Raw genomic sequence first — 17,096 nt, forward strand, 5'->3', positions numbered from 1 at the left:
GCGGCGCGGAAGTCGGGACCAGGGCGGCATTGTAGCGGCTGGCCCGTCCGCGAGGGCGGCCGTGGCGGTGGCCCGCGGCCTGGCCGGGCTACGGCTGCGTCGCGGGCGGCACCGGCGCGGCGGCTTGCGGGGCTTCGGCGGCGACGTCCTCGAACGCGTGCCAGTGGTTGCCGGTCAGCACCTGCAGCGGCCGGAAGCGCGCCTTGTACGCCATCTTGCGGCTGTCGGCGATCCAGTAGCCCAGGTACAGGTGTGGCAGGCCCAGCGCATGGGTCTGGCGGATCTGCCACAGGATGTTGTAGGTGCCGTAGCTGGCGTTGCGCTCGAGCGGATCGTAGAAGGTGTAGACCGACGACAGCCCGTCGTCGAGCACGTCGATCATGCTGACCATGCGCAGCCGGCCGGCCTCGGGCGAGCCGGGGGGATCGCGGAACTCGACCAGGCGCGAGTTGACGCGGCTTTGCAGCAGGAACTGCTCGTATTGGTCGCGGCTGTCCTGGTCCATGCCGCCGCCGGCATGGCGCATCGACTGGTACAGCAGGTACAGCGAATAGTGCTCTTCGACGTAGGTCAGCGGCGCCACCAGCGCCTGCAGGTGCTGGTGGCGGTTCCATGCGCGGCGCTGCGAGCGGTCCGGGGTGAACTGATCGACCAGCACGCGGCACGGCGTGCAGGCGTGGCAATCGTCGCAATAGGGCCGGTAGGTAAAGATGCCGCTGCGGCGGAAGCCCGCGCGCACCAGGCGCGAATAGACGTCGGCATTGATCAGGTGCGCCGGCGTGGCCACCTGGGAGCGCGCCATGCGGCCGTCGAGATAGCTGCAAGCGTAGGGCGCCGTGGCATAGAACTGCAGCGCGGACAGCGGAAGTTCCTTCAGCTTGCTCATGACTCAGGGGGCTCCGGGGCGGGACGGCGCGGTTTGCACGGTGGTCCGCAGCGTCAGCGTCGGCACCCGTGCCAGGGATTCAGGCTGCCGGCGCGGCGGGTGTCCCGGCCCAGCGCTCCAGCACCGATTTGTCGAACCGCCACGGACTGATCGCCGGCTGTGCCGTTGCCGCGCGCACATGGGCCACGAATTCGGCGCGGGGGATGGGGCGCGCACCCAGCGAAGCCAGGTGGTCGGTTTCCTGCTGGCAGTCTATCATCGCCACGCCGTGGTTGCCGAGGAACGCGCACAGCGCCGCGAGCGCGATCTTGGACGCGTCGGTACGGTGCGCAAACATGGACTCGCCGAAGAACATCCGTCCCAGCGCCACGCCGTACAGGCCGCCGACGCGCTTGCCGCGGTACCAGCTCTCGACCGAGTGGGCCAGGCCGTTGCGGTGCAGCGCGCTGTACGCGGCAATGATGGCGTCGGTGATCCAGGTGCCGTCCTGGCCCTCGCGCGGCGTGGTCGCGCAGGCGCGCATCACGGCCAGGAAATCGTGGTCGACGCGGATTTCCCAGTCGGCATCGCGCAGCACGCGCCGCAGCGTCTTGCGCAGGTTGGCCGAGACGCGCAATGCCGGCGGCGCCAGCACCATGCGCGGATCGGTGCTCCACCACAGCACCGGCTGGCCGCTCGAATACCACGGGAAGATGCCCTGGCGATACGCCAGCAGCAGCCGCTGCGGCGACAGCTCGCGGCTGGCGGCAAGCAGGCCGGGGGCCTCGGAATCCGGACCGAGCGCGTGCTCGACCGGGGGGAACGGATCCTGGGGGTCCAGCCAGGCAATCATGCGGACTGCGCCGGAGGGCGGTGCGCGGCAGGCCCGCCGCTCAGGGCGTGACCGTGGCCCGGCTGGTCAGCGGGCGCATGGGCTTGTCGATGTCCAGACTGTGCAGCCGGAAGCTGCCGTCCTGCAGGCGGCCGGCGGCGCGGTCGGCAAAGAAGCAGCGCAGGGTATGGATCACGGTGGGGAAGGCCAGTTCATCCCACGGCACATCGGCCTCGGCCACCAGCTTCACTTCCAGGCTTTCCTCGCCGGGCGCGATGTCGAGGTCGTCGAGCGTGGCGAGGTAGAACAGGTGCACCTGGTGCACATGCGGCACGTTCAGGATCGAGAACAGCTCGCCCACCTGCACGCGCGCGCCGGCTTCTTCCAGGGTTTCGCGCGAGGCCGCCTGGGCGGTGGTCTCGCCGATCTCCATGAAGCCCGCAGGCAGGGTCCAGAAACCGTAGCGGGGCTCGATCGCGCGCTTGCACAGCAGGATCTTGTCTTCCCAGACCGGGATGGTGCCGACCACGTTGCGGGGATTGACGTAGTGGATGGTGCCGCAGTTGTCGCAAACGCTGCGCGGGCGGTTGTCGCCGTCAGGCACGCGCAACACGACCGCATGGCCACAGTTCGAGCAGAATTTCATGAGGGGCGTCCGGGAGAATGGCGAAAGTGTATCACCCCCGCCGAGCGCTCCGGCGGGCCGTAGGAGCGGTGGTGCACCATCGGTCGGCAGGCCGCAGCGGCACCCGCGCGCCGCGGGCTGGCGGCACCAAACAAAAAACCCGCCGAAGGCGGGTTTGTCTGCGTCGACGGCGTCACAGATAAGCATCTGTGCGGTTGGTTGCGGGGGCAGGACTTGAACCTGCGACCTTCGGGTTATGAGCCCGACGAGCTGCCAACTGCTCCACCCCGCGTCCGTCGAAGAAAAGATTATATGGCATCTGGTTGCGCAATGCAACACCTGTTTAACAAAACTTGTCAGCGATGCGCATTGCCGCGTGCCATAACGATTAGATCGCCGCGGCGTGGCAGAGGTTCAGCGCGCCTCGGGGGTATCGCTTGTGCGCTGCCACAGCGCGGCCTCGAACTCGAAGCTGTCGCGCTGCTGCAGGTCGTCGCGCTGCCAGATCACGCGGTCGCGGCGCACGGTCAGCATCCACGTGGTGGTGTCGAGCGGCATCGGGTGCGAGAACGCGCGCGGCGTCAGCACCGCGCCGCAGGGCCCGTGCTGCGGATCGCGCACCGAGGTGTAGCGGATCATGCCGAGGCCGGCTTCGCGCGCGATGCGGCCGAACGCCTGGCAGGGTTCGTGGTTGTCCGGATCGGTCCAGGCGGCGCGGTCGCGGTCGAACGGCGGCTGGTCGAGCGCCACCCCGGAGGTCTCGACCCGCACTTCGAACAGCGTCTGCGCGCGCGCGTCGATGCGGGGCAGCGCCGGGCTGTCGTTGAGAAAGCGCCAGCGCCAGTAACCGAGCTCGGCGCAGGCGGTGCGGATCTCGTTGGCGCCATAGAACACGCCCGGATCCTGGCTGGCGCGGAAGCGCGAGCCCCACGGGGAGGGCGGGTAGCGGAACGGGGTGAACAGCAGATAGTGCAGATGGCGTGCCTCCAGGGGCACGGCCGGCTTGCCGGCGTCGAGCACCGCTTCCAGCACCGCCTGTTCCTCCAGGCTGTCGACCAGCGGCATGGTGGAGACCACATGCTGGGCTTCCACCGCCCGCCACAGCGTGAGCGCGAACTGCCGGCGCTCAGATGCGACCGCGGGTGGCGTCCAGGTAGTGAACGACACGGACCAGACCTTCGGTTGTGCGGATCAGTTCGAGCGGCTTGCCGCCCAGCGCGAGGTTGTCGTTGGTCAGCCACAGGCGGGCCTGGTCGCCGTGGCCCAGGATGGCGTCGAGCGAGCGGAACAGGCGCACGAACAAGACGCCGAACTCCCACTCCTTGCGGTGCGCGTCGAGCACATAGCCGCCCGAGGCCATGCGCGAGACCGAGGCCGTGCTGATGCCCAGCACGCTTGCCACCATGGCCTGGCTGATGCCCAGGAAGCCCGCGGCGCGCATGACCGCCTTGGTCAGCGTGGTGCCGGGGTCGGGGCCTCCGGCGGGATCGGTTTCCGGAATCCGCCTCGATTGCATCGCCTATGCTCCTGTTTCTTCAGAAAGATTATAGGCGATGAATTTCAGAAGGGAAGGGCTGCCCCAAAAGATCCGACCCGTGTCGCCGCGCGGGCGGTTTGCCCGGGTCGCGGCTAATAGGTTTCGATATGCAGCCGTCCTTCGGCCTTCATGGTGGTTTCCAGCGCCTTCCAGTTAAGACCGGCGCCGGCGCAGACCGTTTCAAATGCCGCCAGCACGCCTTCCTCCATGCCTTTCAGGCCGCAGATATAGACATGGCCGTTGGCGTCGCCCAGCAGCGCGGCAACGCTGTCGGCGGCTTCGCGGATCGCGTCCTGGACATAGCGGCGCGGCGTGGCCGGGTCGCGCGAGAAGGCGAAGTGGATCTCGAGGAAGTCCCTGGGCAGCTTCAGCAGCGGGCCGAAGTAGGGCAGTTCGGCGGCATTGCGCGCGCCGAAGAACAGCAGGCGGCGCCCGCTGAATTGCGCCAGGTTGCGGCGCATGCGCTCGGTCATGGCGCGCATCGGTGCCGACCCGGTGCCGGTGCAGATCATCATCACGCTGGCCTCGGCGTGGTTGGGCATCAGGAAGGTCGAGCCGAACGGGCCCACTACCTGCACCGTGTCGCCCTTGGCCAGGTCGCACAGGTAGTTCGACGCCACGCCGCGCACCGCCTTGCCGTCGTGGTCCTGCTCGACCCGCTTCACCGTCAGCGCGAGGTTGTTATAGCCCGGGCGCTCGCCGTCGCGCGGGCTGGCGACCGAATACATGCGGATGTAGTGCGGCTTGCCGGCGGCATCGGTGCCGGGTGGCACGATGCCGATCGACTGGCCCTCCAGGATCGGGAAAAAGTGGGTGCCGAGATCCAGCACGATATGGTGGATGTCGCTCGAGGCATCCGCGGCGGTGAGCCGGTAGTTGCCGGCCACGGTGGCGGTCACCGGCGCGCGCACGCCGTGCAGGTTCACATAGGGATGGGCGGCCGACCACGGTGCGCGCGGCGAGGTATGGCGGCTGGTCTCGACCGCCTGGATCGCGGCGTCGTCGGCCGTGGTGGTGCCGCTGCCGGCGGTGGCCGGCGCGGCCTGGTCCGCGCTGTCCAGCTCCGGCAACGGCAGCTCGGCCGGCAGCTCGTCCCACAGCAGCTGCGCCTCGATCGGGTAGGCCTGGCCGCGCAGCATGGTGCGCCAGTTGTCGATGGCGCCGGTCGGGCAGGGCGACAGGCAGGCGTTGCAGCCGTTGCAAACGTCGGCCCGGACCACGTAGTTGCGGTCGTCATGGGTGATGGCGTCGATCGGGCAGGTGTCTTCGCAGGTGTTGCAGCGAATGCAGATTTCCGGATCGATCAGGTGCTGCTTGATGATGTCGGGGGCGCCCATGGCGTATCTGGTTTCAGTTGAAGCGCACGTATTCGAAATCCATCGGCTGGCGGTTGATGCCCACCGCCGGCGGGGCGATCCAGTTGGCGTACTTGCCGGGCTCGGCGACGCGGCCCATCAGCGAGGCGACGAAGGCGCGGTCTTCGTCGGTCGCCAGCCAGTCGCGCTCGCTGGCCGTCCATTCGGCGTCCGATATCAGCCTGCCGTCGGGCGAGACATGGACGTTGGCCAGCGTGCCGATCTTGCGATTGAAGGCCTTGTGCGGCACGGTCAGGCGGAACGGGATGCCGGCCTTTTCGATGACCTTGTTCCAGCGCGCCACGCCGCCCATGCTGTCCTTGATGTAGTCGTCGCGCAGCACTTCATTGAGGGCGTTGAGCATCGGCACTTCGCGCTCGCCGAGGCGCCCGTCGCGCACCTCCAGCACGCGGTAGGCCTCGCCCTTGAGCAGATGGTCGTCGGCGCGCTTGCCCTCCTCGAAGCGTCCCTTCAGCCCCGCGCTGTAGAAGGTGGCGGCGTTCGACGACTGGTCGGCGCCGAACAGGTCGATGGTGACGCTGTAGTGGAAGTTCAGGTAGCGCTGGATGGTCGGCAGGTCGATCACGCCGGCGGCGCGCACCTCGGCCGGGTCGTCGATGCCGCGCTCGCGCATGACCTCGCAGGTGCGCTGGATCACGCGCGATACGCCCGATTCGCCGACGAACATGTGGTGCGCTTCCTCGGTCAGCATGAAGCGCGTGGTGCGCGCCAGCGGATCGAAGCCGGACTCGGCCAGCGCGCACAGCTGGAACTTGCCGTCGCGGTCGGTGAAATAGGTGAACATGAAGAACGACAGCCAGTCCGGCGTGCGTTCGTTGAAGGCGCCGAGGATGCGCGGGTTGTCCTGGTCGCCGGAGCGGCGCTCCAGCAGCGCCTCGGCTTCCTCGCGGCCGTCGCGGCCGAAATAGCGGTGCAGCAGGTACACCATCGCCCACAGGTGGCGGCCTTCCTCGACGTTGACCTGGAACAGGTTGCGCAGGTCGTACAAGCTGGGCGCGGTCAGCCCGAGGTGGCGCTGCTGCTCGACCGAGGCGGGCTCGGTGTCGCCCTGGGTCACGATGATGCGGCGCAGGTTGGCGCGGTGCTCGCCCGGCACCTCCTGCCACGCGGCCTCGCCCTTGTGCTCGCCGAAGTGGATGCGGCGCTCGGGATCGGCCGGCTGCAGGAAGATGCCCCAGCGGTAGTCCGGCATCCTGACGTGGTCGAAATGCGCCCAGCCCGATGGATCGACCGACACCGCGGTGCGCAGGTACACCTCGAAGTCGTGCGAGCCATCGGGCCCCATGTCGCGCCACCAGTCGAGGAAGGCGGGTTGCCAGTGCTCGAGCGCGCGCTGCAGCGCGCGGTCGTCGGACAGGTTGACGTTGTTGGGGATCTTCTGGCTGTAGTCGATGCTCACGTCCTGGTCTCCTGTGTCTTGCGGGCGCGCTAGACGCGATCCCAGTCGAAGCGGGCCTTGTTGCCGCTGCCGAAGACCTTCAGCGCGCCGTGCTCGCCGACGGCGTTGGGGCGCTGGAAGATCCAGTTCTGCCAGGCGGTGAGCCGGCCGAAGATGCGGGTCTCCATGGTCTCGGCGCCGCCGAAGCGCAGGTTGGCTTCCATCCCGGTCAGCGCATCCGGCGACAGGCTGGCGCGTTCCTCCAGCGCGATGCGGATCTCGTCTTCCCAGTCGATATCGTCCGGCGCCGCGGTGATCAGGCCTAGCGAATCGGCGCTGAGCGCGTCCAGCGGCGCGCCGATATGGTCGCGCACCGGGCCCAGCGCGGCCTCCTCGCCGTAGAAGCGCGCGGCCAGCCGGGTCTGGCCGTTGGGCATGGGGTAGTGGCCGAAGTTGAGCGGCGAGACGAACACGCGCGGCGCGTCGTCGGGGGCGTCGGGCAGGTGCAGCATGTAGCTGCGGTCGGCGGCCAGCGCCAGTTCCAGCAGCGTGCCGGCAAAGCAGGAATCGGGTTCGATCAGCGCGATCAGGCTGCGCGACGACACATCCAGCCGCGCCAGCGTGCGGCGCAGCATGCCCAGCGTCTCGCGCACGAACCAGTGGCCGGCGTGCGCCTGCAGCAGGCCATCGGCCGCCATCACCGCGGCGGGGTCGCCATCGGTCTTCAGCACCCAGATGCCGAGGTCGAGATGGTTGGTGCGCAACGTCAGGATGGCGTCGTCGAGTTCGCGCGCCATCTTCAGCGGCCACCATTGCGCGCCCGCCGCGACCACGCCGGCCAGGTCGGCGGGCTGGTGCTTGTCGGGGCCGAACACGGTCAGCGTGGCCTTGCGCGCGGCGGCGTCGACGTGCACGCGCACGGTCTCGTAGCGATAGCCGTCCGGCTCGACGGTGCGCGACAACGGCGTCAGGGTGACGCCGTGGTGGCCTTGCGGACGGTCGCTGGTCGCTGCCAGCGCCGCGGCGCGCTCGGCCACGTATTCGGCGAAGCGCGCCGGCTTGACCACCTCGTCGACCAGCTTCCAGTCCCTGGCGCGCTGGCCGCGCACGCCTTCGGTGGTGGTGCAGAAGATGTCGGCGTGGTCGCGGCGCACATGGCGCTTGTCGGTTACGCGCGTAAGCCCGCCGGTGCCGGGCAGCACCCCCAGCAGCGGCACCTCGGGCAGGCTTACCGCGGACGAACGGTCGTCGACCAGCACGATCTCGTCGCATGCCAGCGCCAGCTCATAGCCGCCGCCGGCGGTAGTGCCGTTGCAGGCGGCGATGAACTTCAATCCCGAGTGCCGGCTGGCGTCCTCGATGGCATTGCGGGTCTCGTTGGTGAACTTGCAGAAGTTGACCTTCCACGCGTGCGACGACTGCCCCAGCATGAAGATATTGGCGCCCGAGCAGAAGATGCGCTCGCGTGCGCTGGTGAGCACCACGGTGCGCACCTCGGGGTGCTCGAAGCGGATGCGCTGCAGCGCGTCGTGCAGTTCGATGTCGACGCCGAGGTCGTATGAATTGAGCTTGAGCGCATAGCCAGGACGCAGGCCGCCTTCCTCGTCGACGTCCATCGCCAGCGTGGCGATGGGGCCGTTGAAGCTCAGCTTCCAGTGGCGGTACTGGTCGGGGTGGCGCTCGAACGTGACCGGCGCGGGCGCGTCGGCCGAGCCGGGGTGGTGCGGGGCGATTGCCGGCGTGGACATGGCTGTCTCCAGAGTGCACTATCGTGCCTTGCGGCTTTTGATGAAATATAGTGCATGGAGACGGGTGGTGCAACGTCTTTGTCGGCCTGCGCCGGGGCAGCTTCAGGCGCCCGCGGCCTCCAGCCGGGCGCGCAGTTGCTGCAGCGAGGCGGCGGCGTCCTGGCCGCTGGTGTCGATCGACAGGTCGGCCCGGTCATACAGCGGCGCGCGCGCTTCGAGGATGCGGCGCAGGTCGGCCATGGCCTCGCGGTTGCCTTCCATCGGCCGCATGTCGCCCTGGGCCACCACGCGCGCCATGTGCTCTTCGGGCGAGGTGCGCACCCAGATGGTGTAGCACTGCGCCAGCAGCAGGTTGAAGGTGGCCGGCTCCGACACCAGGCTGCCGGGGGTGGCCAGCACCATGCGGTCGTGCTCGCGCAGGGTCCGCTCCAGTGCGCGCATTTCGTAGCGGCGATAGGCAGCCTGCCCGTACAGCGAGTGGATCTCGGACAGGCTGGCGCCTGCTTCCTGCTCGATCACGGTATTCAGTTCGACGAAGGGCACGTCGCGCACCGCGGCGAGCGCGCGCCCCAGCGTCGACTTGCCGGCGCCGCGCAGACCGATCAGCGCGATGCGGCGGTGGCGCGCATCGCCTGACTGTTCCGGCGCCAGCGCATGGCGGCAGGCTTCGCGTACGCGCGCAAGGTCGCCGGCTGGCAATTGCGCCAGCCACTGCACCATCTGCGCGAATTCGGACGCCTGCTGGCCGTTGAGGGTGTCCACCTCGGCCAGCACCACCGGCAATGGCACATCGAGCGCGCGCGCCACCTGCCGCAGCAGCAGCACCGAGGCATTGCCGGTGCCGGTTTCCAGATTGGCCAGGTAGCGTTCGGACACGGCCGCGCCGCGCGCCAGGTCCTTGCGCGACATGCCGCGCGACGCGCGCAGCGAACGGATGCGCTCGCCCAGCCGGGTCAGGTAGGGGTCGCGTTCGGCGTTGGCAGCGGGCGCGGCATGGGTGTCGGCCTCGGCGGCGCTGGCGGCGGGCAGCGGTGCGGAATCGCGGCGCATGGTGTCGGTCGGGGTTGGAGGCGGCCAATGAAGGCTCGGGCAAAAGCAGGGGCGCATTATACGTTCAGCGGGGTCGCACCAAGTGGTGCCGGAGGCGGCTGCGTCCGCGAACCCTGTCCTATAGTGCATTCCCTTGGTTGCATAATAGTTGATGTGAAATAAAATGCATCAACAAGCGGATTCCGGCTGCATTCCGGCCGGTTCCCATAACAGCGACTGGCCTGGCGCCGGCGCGCACCCGCGGTGGCGGGTCGCGGCGCGCGACCCCGAGGAGTGCAGACATGACGCCCCCCACCCTTGCCGCGGCCGGCACCCCTGGTGCCATTGCGGCGCTGCCGTCACGCTATAACGCCGCCGACGACCTGCTGTCGCGCAACCTCGCGGCCGGCCGCGGGGCCAAGACCGCTTATCGCGACGACACCACCGCGCTGACCTACGCCGAGCTCGACGAGCGGGCCCGCCGCTTCGCCGGCGCGCTGCGCGCGGCCGGCTTGCGCCAGGAAGAGCGCCTGTTGCTGTGCGCGCTGGATACGGTCGATTTTCCCGTGGTGTTCCTCGGCTGCCTGCTGGCCGGCGTGGTGCCGGTGGCGGTCAATACCCTGCTGACGGCCGACGACTACGCCTACATGCTCGAACACAGTGGCGCACGCGCGGTGGTGGTGTCCGAGCCGCTGCTGCAGGTGATGCAGGCCGCGATCGACAAGAGCGGGCTGTCGCCGACCGTGATCCAGGCCGCACCGCACGCCGGCGCCGCACCGTCGTGCAGCGTCGGCGCGATGCTGGCGCGCACGCGCACACCGGCAACGACTGCGCGCACCGGGCCCGACGACATGGCGTTCTGGCTCTACTCGTCCGGCTCGACCGGCCGGCCCAAGGGCACCGTGCATACCCACGCCAACCTGTTCCATACCGCCGACCTCTATGCACGGCAAGTGCTGGGCATTGGCGAGGACGACGTGGTGTTCTCCGCGGCCAAGCTGTTCTTTGCCTACGGGCTGGGCAACGCGCTGACCTTCCCGATGTCGGTCGGCGCCACCACCGTGCTTATGGCCGAGCGGCCCACGCCCGCGGCCGTGTTCAAACGGCTGTGCGAGCACAAGCCGACGCTGTTCTGCGGCGTGCCGACACTGTTCGCCGGCATGCTGGCCGCGCCCGAGCTGCCGGCGCGAGCGCAGGTGGCCTTGCGCGTATGCACCTCGGCCGGCGAGGCGCTGCCGCGCGATATCGGCGAACGCTTCCTGGCGCATTTCGGCTGCGACATCCTCGACGGCATCGGCTCCACCGAGATGCTGCATATCTTCCTGTCGAACCGGCCGGGCGCGGTGCGCTACGGCACCACCGGCGTGCCGGTCCCCGGTTACGAAATCAGGCTGCTCGACGAGCAGGGCCAGCCCTGCGCCGCCGGCGAGATCGGCGAGCTCTACATCAAGGGCCCGAGCGCCGCGCTGATGTACTGGTGCAACCGCGACAAGAGCCGCGAGACCTTTGTCGGCGCCTGGACCCGCAGCGGCGACAAGTACCTGTGCGATGCGGACGGCTACTACACCTACGCCGGCCGCAGCGACGACATGCTCAAGGTCGGCGGCATCTACGTCTCGCCGTTCGAGGTCGAGGCCGCGCTGGCCCAGCATCCGGCCGTGCTGGAAGCAGCGGTGATCGGCGTGACGGACGCCGACGAACTGGTCAAGCCCAAGGCCTTCGTGGTACTGCGCCCCGGCCAGCAATGGCACGACGGCATGGCGGCGGAACTGCAGGCCTTCATCAAGTCGCGCCTGGCGCCGTACAAGTACCCGCGCCAGATCGAATGCGTGCCGGAACTGCCCAAGACTGCGACCGGCAAGATCCAGCGCTTCCGCCTGCGCCAGCGCGAGCAGGCCGTGCGCGGCTGAACTTCCTTAACCGATGCAACCAGACAAGATGTCCATGCCCAGCAGCCTGGTCGAGATTCCGTTCGACAACCGCCGCATCCAGATCGAATATCAGTGGCTGCGCCCGCAGCGCGCGCAGCGCCCGCTGGTGGTGTTTTTGCACGAGGGCCTGGGCTCGGTCAGCATGTGGCGCGACTTTCCGCTGGACTTCTGCGAGGCCGGCGATTACCGCGGGCTGGTGTTTTCCCGCTACGGCTACGGTCGCTCCACGCCGCGGCCGCACGACGAGAAGTGGCGCCCCGATTTCATGCACCGGCAGGCGCGCGAGGCGTTGCCCGCGCTGTTCGATGCGCTCGAAATCGGACCCGGCCGCGCGCACGGCATACCCTGGCTGCTCGGCCACAGCGACGGCGGCTCGATCGCGCTGATCCACGCTGCCAGCTTTGCGCGTGCGGTGGCGGGCATCACCGTGCTGGCGCCCCATATCGTGGTCGAAGACCTGTCGGTGCAAAGCATCGCGGCGACGCGGCAGGCCTATCTCGAAACCGACCTGCGCGAGCGGCTGGCGCGCCACCACGCGGATGTCGATTCGGCGTTCTGGGGCTGGAACGATATCTGGCTCGACCCCGAATTCCGCGCCTGGGACCTGCGGCCGCTGCTGTCCGGCATCCAATGCCCGGTGCTGGCGGTGCAGGGCGAGGACGACGAGTACGGCACCATGGCGCAGATCGAGGGTATCCATCGATATGCCCCCCAGACCACCTTGCTTAAACTCGCGCGATGCGGACATTCGCCCCATCGCGACCAAAAAGATCCGTTGACGCTGGCCGCGGTTAGGCATATAAACGCATATACTTCAAACCTAAAATAATTCGGCTTCCCGCCGATTGCGCAGGGGTTCCCGGTGCCAGATGCGCCGCCGGCGGCCCATGGCAAAGGCAGGGGTGACCGGCAACGGTCCAGCGAGCCAACCGGCTTGACCACCAGGAGACACCATGCGTCGCTTCCCACCGCGCAGGCTTGCGCCTGCCTGCCTTGCCGTCGCCACCGTCTTTGCCATGGCCGGCGCGTCCGCGCAGACCGCGGCCCCCGCGACCGGCGCCCCCGCCGGCGGCAAGATCAAGGTCGGCTTCATGCTGCCGTACACCGGCACCTACGCCGCGCTGGGCAACGCCATCGAAAACGGCTTCCGCATGTACGTGCAGCAGCAGGGCGGCAAGCTGGGCGGGCGCGAGATCGAGTACTTCAAGGTCGACGACGAGTCCGATCCGGCCAAGGCGCCGGAGAATGCCACCAAGCTGGTCAAGCGCGACCAGGTCGACGTGGTGGTCGGCACGGTGCATTCCGGCGTGCAGATGGGCATCGTCAAGGTGGCCAAGGAAAACAACACGCTGCTGATCATTCCCAACGCCGGCGTCGACGAGGCCACCGGACCGCTGTGCGGGCCCAACATCTTCCGCACCTCGTTCTCGAACTGGCAGCCGGGCTATGCCATGGGCCAGGTGCTGGGCGAGCGCGGCCTGAAGAAGGTGGTGACGCTGACCTGGAAATACGCTGCCGGCGAGCAGTCGGTCAAGGGCTTCAAGGAGGCGTTCGAGGCCAAGGGCGGCAAGGTGGTGAAGGAGCTGAGCCTGCCGTTCCCCAATGTCGAGTTCCAGGCGCTGATCACCGAAGTGGCATCGCTCAAGCCCGATGCCGTGTTCGTGTTCTTTGCCGGCGGCGGCGCGGTCAAGTTCGTCAAGGACTGGGCCGCGGCCGGGCTGAAGGACAAGATTCCGCTTTATGGCTCGGGCTTCCTGACCGACGGCACGCTCGAGGCGCAGGGCAACGCCGCGCAGGGCCTGGAGACCACGCTGCATTACGCCGACGGCCTGAGCAACGCGCGCGACAAGAATTTCCGCCTGGACTACGCCAAGACCTACAAGCTGCAGCCCGACGTGTACGCGGTGCAGGGCTACGATGCCGCGCAGCTGCTGGCGGCCGGCGCGACCGCCGTGAAGGGCGACATGACGCGCAAGGCCGACCTGTACAAGGCCATGGGCGGTGCCCGGATCGACAGCCCGCGCGGCACCTTCACGCTGTCCAAGGCGCACAACCCGGTGCAGGACTTCTACCTGCGCAAGGTTGACGGGCGCGAGAACAAGGTCAGTGCGGTGGCGGTGAAGGCGCTGGCCGATCCGGCGCGCGGCTGCCGGCTGTAAGCGCTTCAACACCCGCGTGTTTGCGCCCCTCTCCCAGGCGCGGGAGAGGGAGCTTGCCACCAGCATGCGTGGCGCTATCGGTTCCTTGATGTATTGCCCGCATGGACATCGTCTCCTTCCTCATCCAGTGCCTGAACAGCGTCCAGTACGGCCTGCTGCTATTCCTGGTCGCCAGCGGCCTGACGCTGATCTTCGGCATCATGGGCGTGATCAACCTGGCCCACGGCAGCTTCTACATGCTGGGCGCCTACCTGGCCTTCACGCTGGCCGGGCTGACCGGCAATCTGTTCATCGCCATCCCGCTGGGCATCGTGCTGGCGGTGGCGTTCGGCTATGTGCTGGAGTGGGCCTTCTTCAGCTACCTGTACGAGCGCGACCACCTGCAGCAGGTGCTGATGACCTATGGCCTGATCCTGGTGTTCGAGGAGCTGCGCAGCATCCTGGTCGGCGATGACGTGCACGGGGTGCAGGTGCCGGCGCTGCTCGACGGCGCGCTGCCGATCGGCAATGACATGACGTATCCCGTGTACCGCCTGTTCATCTCCGCCATCTGCCTGGTGGTGGCGCTGGCGATGTACTACGTGATCCGCCGCACGCGCCTGGGCATGATGATCCGCGCCGGCGCCACCAACCGCGAGATGGTGCAGTCGCTTGGCATCAATATCACCGTGCTGTACCGCTTTGTGTTCGCGCTCGGCGTGGCGCTGGCGGTGCTGGCCGGCATGATCGCCGCGCCGGTGTCGTCGGTCTATCCGGGCATGGGCGGGCAGGTGCTGATCGTCTGCTTCGTGGTGGTGGTGATCGGCGGCATCGGCTCGGTCAAGGGCGCGCTGGTGGCGTCGCTGTTGCTGGGCTTTGTCGATACCTTCGGCAAGGTGTTCTGGCAGGAGGCAGCCGGCGTGCTGATCTACCTGCTGATGGCGGTGATCCTGCTGTGGAAGCCGCAGGGGCTGTTCAAGGCGGGGTGACATGAATCCGACGACATTGCCGGCGCGCCGGCACGCTGCGCGCAACGCCACGCTGGCCACCGCGCTGGGCTGGGTGGTGGCTTTCGCGGTGCTGGCCGGGCTGCCGCTGCTGCTGACCGCGGACAGCCACAAGTTCTATATCGAGCTGCTCAGCAAGGTGATGATCATGGCGATCTTCGCGCTCTCGCTGCAGCTGCTGATCGGCTACACCGGGCTGGTCAGCCTGGGCCATGCCGCCTATTTCGCCATGGCCGCCTACGCCACCGCCATGCTGGCGCCGCAGAGCGGCCCTGGCAACGGCTGGGTGCTGCTGGCCGGCGCGCTGGCGGCATCGGCCGCGCTGGCGCTGGTGGTGGGCGCGCTGGTGCTGCGCACGCGCGGCGTGTATTTCATCATGGTGACGCTGGCGTTCGCGCAGATGGTGTACTTCGTGTTCCACGACACCAAGGTCGCGGGCGGCAGCGACGGCACCTATATCTACTTCCGTCCGGAATTCCCCGTGCCCGGCGAGCACCTGCTGACGGTGAACGACCCGATGCACTTCTACTGGCTGGTGTGGCTGGGCCTGGTGGCGACCGTGGCGGTGCTGATGCTGGTGCTGCGCTCGCGCTTCGGCCACGCGCTGGTCGGCATCCGCCACAACGAGCAGCGCATGCGCGCGGCCGGCTATGCCACCTATCGCTACCAGCTTGGTGCCTTTGTCGCGGGCGGGCTGCTGGCGGGCCTGGCCGGGTTTCTCTATGCGATCCAGTTCGGCTTCGTCAATCCGGAAATCGCGTCGTGGCATCAGTCCGGCAACGCCATGCTGATGGTGATCCTGGGCGGCGTCGGCAGCCTCGCCGGCGCGGTGCTGGGCGCGTTCTCGTTCGTGCTGCTGGCCGAGTGGTTCAGTACCCTGACCAAGCACTGGCAGCTGCTGATGGGCGGCTTCATCATTGTCGCGGTGGCGCTGCTGCCGCGCGGGCTGGTGAGCCTGCCGTCGGTGCTGCGGCACGGACGCCGGCGCCGCCGCAATGGCGATGCCGGCTCTGGCACCGACGAAGCCGCCGCCGAGCCGCGCAGCCATACGGAGGCCGCATGAACGCGCCCGCCACCCCTATCCTGGAGGCGCAGCAGCTGACGCGCCGCTTCGGCGGCCTGACCGCCGTGGCGGGGGTCGACCTGACGCTGGCGCTGCATGAGATCCACGCCGTGATCGGCACCAACGGCGCCGGCAAGTCGACCCTGATCAATATGCTGTCCGGCGAATTGCCGCCTTCCTCGGGCCGGCTGCGCCTGAAGGGCGAGGACGTGACCGGCTGGTCGCAGCCGCGCCTGGCGCGCCATGGCGTGGGGCGCAGCTACCAGCGCAACAACATCTTCCTGCCGCTGACGGTGCGCGAGAACTGCCGGCTGGCGGCGCAGTCGCGCGCGCAGCGCGCCTGGCGGCTGTGGGAGAGCGCCCAGGGCTGCCGCACCGCCGCGACGCTGGCCGACGAGGCGATGGAGCGGGCCGGGCTGGAGCACCTGGCGGAGCGGCGCGCCAGCGACCTTGCGCACGGGCAGAAGCGCCAGCTGGAAGTGGCGATGTGCCTGGCCACGCAGCCGGTCGCGCTGCTGCTGGACGAGCCGCTGGCGGGCATGGGCGCGGAAGAGTCGGCGCGGATGCTGGCGCTGCTGCGCGGCCTGCGCGAAGGCCACGCCATCCTGCTGGTGGAGCATGACATGGACGCGGTGTTCTCGGTCGCGGACCGCATCACCGTGATGGTCAACGGCGCCGTGATCGCCACCGGCAGCCCGCAGGCGATCCGCACCAACCACGAAGTCCAGGTGGCCTACCTGGGCGAGGAAGAGGACGAGGCCGCATGAACCTGCCCAAAACTGCTGCGGCACAGCCGGCGCCGATGATCGAGGCCACCGGCATCAACGCCTGGTATGGCTCCAGCCACGTGCTGCGCGACATCGACTTCACCGTCGGCGCGGGCGAGACGGTCGGGCTGCTGGGGCGCAACGGCATGGGCAAGAGCACGCTGTTGCGCACGCTGCTGGGGCATGTGCGCCAGCGCCAGGGCCGGATCCTGGTGGCCGGCCGCGATCTCTCGCGCGCGCAGCCGTTCGAGGTGGCGCGGCTGGGCGTGGCCTACGTGCCGGAGGGTCGCGGCATCTTCCCGAGCCTGTCGGTGCGCGAGAATCTGCTGATGGCGGCGCGCCAGGGCTGCAATGGCCGCAACGACTGGGACGAGGCGCGCGTGCTCGACCTGTTCCCGCGCCTGAAGGAACGCCTGTCCCATGGCGGCCAGCAGCTGTCCGGGGGCGAGCAGCAGATGCTGTCGATCGGCCGCGCGCTGATGACCAATCCTGACTGCCTGGTGCTCGACGAGGCCACCGAAGGGCTGGCGCCGCGCATCGTGCGCGAAATCTGGGCCGTCATCGCCACGGTGCGGGCCACCGGTATCGCCTCGGTGGTGGTCGACCGCAATTTCCGCTCGGTGCTGGCCCACGCCGACCGTGCCGTGGTGCTGGAAAAGGGCCGGGTCGTGCTATCCGGCCCCGCCTCCGACCTGGCCGGCAAGCCCGAAGCGCTGGACCGCTACCTCGGCGTCTGACTCGAGAGAGAAAGAGAGAGCGGCGTATAAGGCACTATTGTTGCCCTGCCGCAACGGCTCTTG

16 protein-coding genes and 1 tRNA gene are annotated in these 17,096 nt (G+C 68.6%); 7 read left to right on the forward strand and 10 right to left on the reverse strand.

Annotated elements, in window-relative coordinates; all coding sequences use genetic code 11:
- Positions 1-88: 88 nt before the first annotated feature.
- The 10 genes from CBM2588_RS07725 to CBM2588_RS07770 form a co-directional block, all read right to left on the reverse strand.
- A complete protein-coding gene (locus tag CBM2588_RS07725; protein WP_115680024.1) occupies positions 89-886 on the reverse strand; it encodes an arginyltransferase in 798 nt (265 codons plus the stop codon).
- Positions 887-965: 79 nt separating this feature from the next.
- Positions 966-1,718, reverse strand: coding sequence for a leucyl/phenylalanyl-tRNA--protein transferase (gene aat / locus CBM2588_RS07730; RefSeq protein ID WP_115680025.1), 753 nt, complete (start codon positions 1,716-1,718; stop codon positions 966-968).
- A 40-nt stretch (positions 1,719-1,758) separates the two neighbouring features.
- Positions 1,759-2,343: an NUDIX hydrolase gene (locus CBM2588_RS07735; protein ID WP_062798246.1), complete on the reverse strand. Its 585-nt coding sequence runs from the start codon at positions 2,341-2,343 to the stop codon at positions 1,759-1,761.
- A 195-nt stretch (positions 2,344-2,538) separates the two neighbouring features.
- A tRNA-Met gene (locus CBM2588_RS07740) sits at positions 2,539-2,614 on the reverse strand.
- 122 nt (positions 2,615-2,736) lie between these two features.
- On the reverse strand, positions 2,737-3,489 hold the full coding sequence (locus CBM2588_RS07745; RefSeq protein ID WP_115680026.1) for an RES family NAD+ phosphorylase: 753 nt from the start codon (positions 3,487-3,489) through the stop codon (positions 2,737-2,739).
- Positions 3,449-3,838, reverse strand: a complete 390-nt coding sequence (locus CBM2588_RS07750; protein ID WP_012352603.1) for an MbcA/ParS/Xre antitoxin family protein — start codon at positions 3,836-3,838, stop codon at positions 3,449-3,451. Before CBM2588_RS07750 ends, CBM2588_RS07745 begins: the two co-directional genes overlap by 41 nt.
- A 113-nt stretch (positions 3,839-3,951) precedes the next feature.
- Positions 3,952-5,196 carry a benzoyl-CoA 2,3-epoxidase subunit BoxA gene (boxA, locus tag CBM2588_RS07755; protein ID WP_115680027.1) on the reverse strand — a complete coding sequence of 415 codons (1,245 nt, stop codon included), beginning with the start codon at positions 5,194-5,196 and terminating at the stop codon, positions 3,952-3,954.
- A 13-nt stretch (positions 5,197-5,209) separates the two neighbouring features.
- Complete coding sequence (gene boxB / locus CBM2588_RS07760) at positions 5,210-6,634, reverse strand: benzoyl-CoA 2,3-epoxidase subunit BoxB (protein WP_115680028.1); 1,425 nt, start codon at positions 6,632-6,634, stop codon at positions 5,210-5,212.
- A 29-nt stretch (positions 6,635-6,663) separates the two neighbouring features.
- Positions 6,664-8,361: a 2,3-epoxybenzoyl-CoA dihydrolase gene (boxC, locus tag CBM2588_RS07765; RefSeq protein ID WP_115680029.1), complete on the reverse strand. Its 1,698-nt coding sequence runs from the start codon at positions 8,359-8,361 to the stop codon at positions 6,664-6,666.
- Positions 8,362-8,463: 102 nt separating this feature from the next.
- A complete protein-coding gene (locus CBM2588_RS07770) occupies positions 8,464-9,411 on the reverse strand; it encodes a helix-turn-helix transcriptional regulator (protein WP_115680030.1) in 948 nt (315 codons plus the stop codon).
- Between the two features lie 281 nt (positions 9,412-9,692).
- On the opposite strand from CBM2588_RS07770, the gene CBM2588_RS07775 reads away from it, so the two are divergent.
- From CBM2588_RS07775 to CBM2588_RS07805, 7 genes are all read left to right on the forward strand, one after another.
- The gene (locus CBM2588_RS07775) at positions 9,693-11,300 is read left to right on the forward strand and encodes a benzoate-CoA ligase family protein (RefSeq protein ID WP_115680031.1); all 1,608 of its coding nucleotides are present in this window, start codon (positions 9,693-9,695) and stop codon (positions 11,298-11,300) included.
- Between the two features lie 34 nt (positions 11,301-11,334).
- The gene (locus CBM2588_RS07780; RefSeq protein ID WP_231942165.1) at positions 11,335-12,150 is read left to right on the forward strand and encodes an alpha/beta fold hydrolase; all 816 of its coding nucleotides are present in this window, start codon (positions 11,335-11,337) and stop codon (positions 12,148-12,150) included.
- A gap of 124 nt (positions 12,151-12,274) precedes the next feature.
- Entirely contained in the window at positions 12,275-13,480 is a 1,206-nt protein-coding gene (locus tag CBM2588_RS07785; protein ID WP_115680033.1) for an ABC transporter substrate-binding protein, read from the forward strand.
- Positions 13,481-13,581: 101 nt separating this feature from the next.
- Complete coding sequence (locus CBM2588_RS07790; protein ID WP_115680034.1) at positions 13,582-14,448, forward strand: branched-chain amino acid ABC transporter permease; 867 nt, start codon at positions 13,582-13,584, stop codon at positions 14,446-14,448.
- Between the two features lies 1 nt (position 14,449).
- Complete coding sequence (locus tag CBM2588_RS07795; protein WP_012352612.1) at positions 14,450-15,529, forward strand: branched-chain amino acid ABC transporter permease; 1,080 nt, start codon at positions 14,450-14,452, stop codon at positions 15,527-15,529.
- Positions 15,526-16,296 carry an ABC transporter ATP-binding protein gene (locus CBM2588_RS07800; protein ID WP_115680035.1) on the forward strand — a complete coding sequence of 257 codons (771 nt, stop codon included), beginning with the start codon at positions 15,526-15,528 and terminating at the stop codon, positions 16,294-16,296. Before CBM2588_RS07795 ends, CBM2588_RS07800 begins: the two co-directional genes overlap by 4 nt.
- Positions 16,293-17,033: an ABC transporter ATP-binding protein gene (locus CBM2588_RS07805; RefSeq protein WP_115680036.1), complete on the forward strand. Its 741-nt coding sequence runs from the start codon at positions 16,293-16,295 to the stop codon at positions 17,031-17,033. The genes CBM2588_RS07800 and CBM2588_RS07805 overlap by 4 nt, the downstream gene beginning before the upstream one ends.
- Positions 17,034-17,096: the final 63 nt, after the last annotated feature.

This window comes from Cupriavidus taiwanensis (assembly GCF_900250075.1).
GTDB lineage: Bacteria > Pseudomonadota > Gammaproteobacteria > Burkholderiales > Burkholderiaceae > Cupriavidus > Cupriavidus taiwanensis_C.

Bases quoted from the DNA above. Each gene is read 5' to 3' on its own strand.
- CBM2588_RS07725 (WP_115680024.1), bottom strand. From the start codon at position 886: ATGAGCAAGCTGAAGGAACTTCCGCTGTCCGCGCTGCAGTTCTATGCC.
- aat (WP_115680025.1), bottom strand. From the start codon at position 1,718: ATGATTGCCTGGCTGGACCCCCAGGATCCGTTCCCCCCGGTCGAGCAC.
- CBM2588_RS07735 (WP_062798246.1), bottom strand. From the start codon at position 2,343: ATGAAATTCTGCTCGAACTGTGGCCATGCGGTCGTGTTGCGCGTGCCT.
- CBM2588_RS07750 (WP_012352603.1), bottom strand. From the start codon at position 3,838: ATGCAATCGAGGCGGATTCCGGAAACCGATCCCGCCGGAGGCCCCGAC.
- boxA (WP_115680027.1), bottom strand. From the start codon at position 5,196: ATGGGCGCCCCCGACATCATCAAGCAGCACCTGATCGATCCGGAAATC.
- boxC (WP_115680029.1), bottom strand. From the start codon at position 8,361: ATGTCCACGCCGGCAATCGCCCCGCACCACCCCGGCTCGGCCGACGCG.
- CBM2588_RS07770 (WP_115680030.1), bottom strand. From the start codon at position 9,411: ATGCGCCGCGATTCCGCACCGCTGCCCGCCGCCAGCGCCGCCGAGGCC.
- CBM2588_RS07775 (WP_115680031.1), top strand. From the start codon at position 9,693: ATGACGCCCCCCACCCTTGCCGCGGCCGGCACCCCTGGTGCCATTGCG.
- CBM2588_RS07780 (WP_231942165.1), top strand. From the start codon at position 11,335: ATGCCCAGCAGCCTGGTCGAGATTCCGTTCGACAACCGCCGCATCCAG.
- CBM2588_RS07785 (WP_115680033.1), top strand. From the start codon at position 12,275: ATGCGTCGCTTCCCACCGCGCAGGCTTGCGCCTGCCTGCCTTGCCGTC.
- CBM2588_RS07790 (WP_115680034.1), top strand. From the start codon at position 13,582: ATGGACATCGTCTCCTTCCTCATCCAGTGCCTGAACAGCGTCCAGTAC.
- CBM2588_RS07795 (WP_012352612.1), top strand. From the start codon at position 14,450: ATGAATCCGACGACATTGCCGGCGCGCCGGCACGCTGCGCGCAACGCC.
- CBM2588_RS07800 (WP_115680035.1), top strand. From the start codon at position 15,526: ATGAACGCGCCCGCCACCCCTATCCTGGAGGCGCAGCAGCTGACGCGC.
- CBM2588_RS07805 (WP_115680036.1), top strand. From the start codon at position 16,293: ATGAACCTGCCCAAAACTGCTGCGGCACAGCCGGCGCCGATGATCGAG.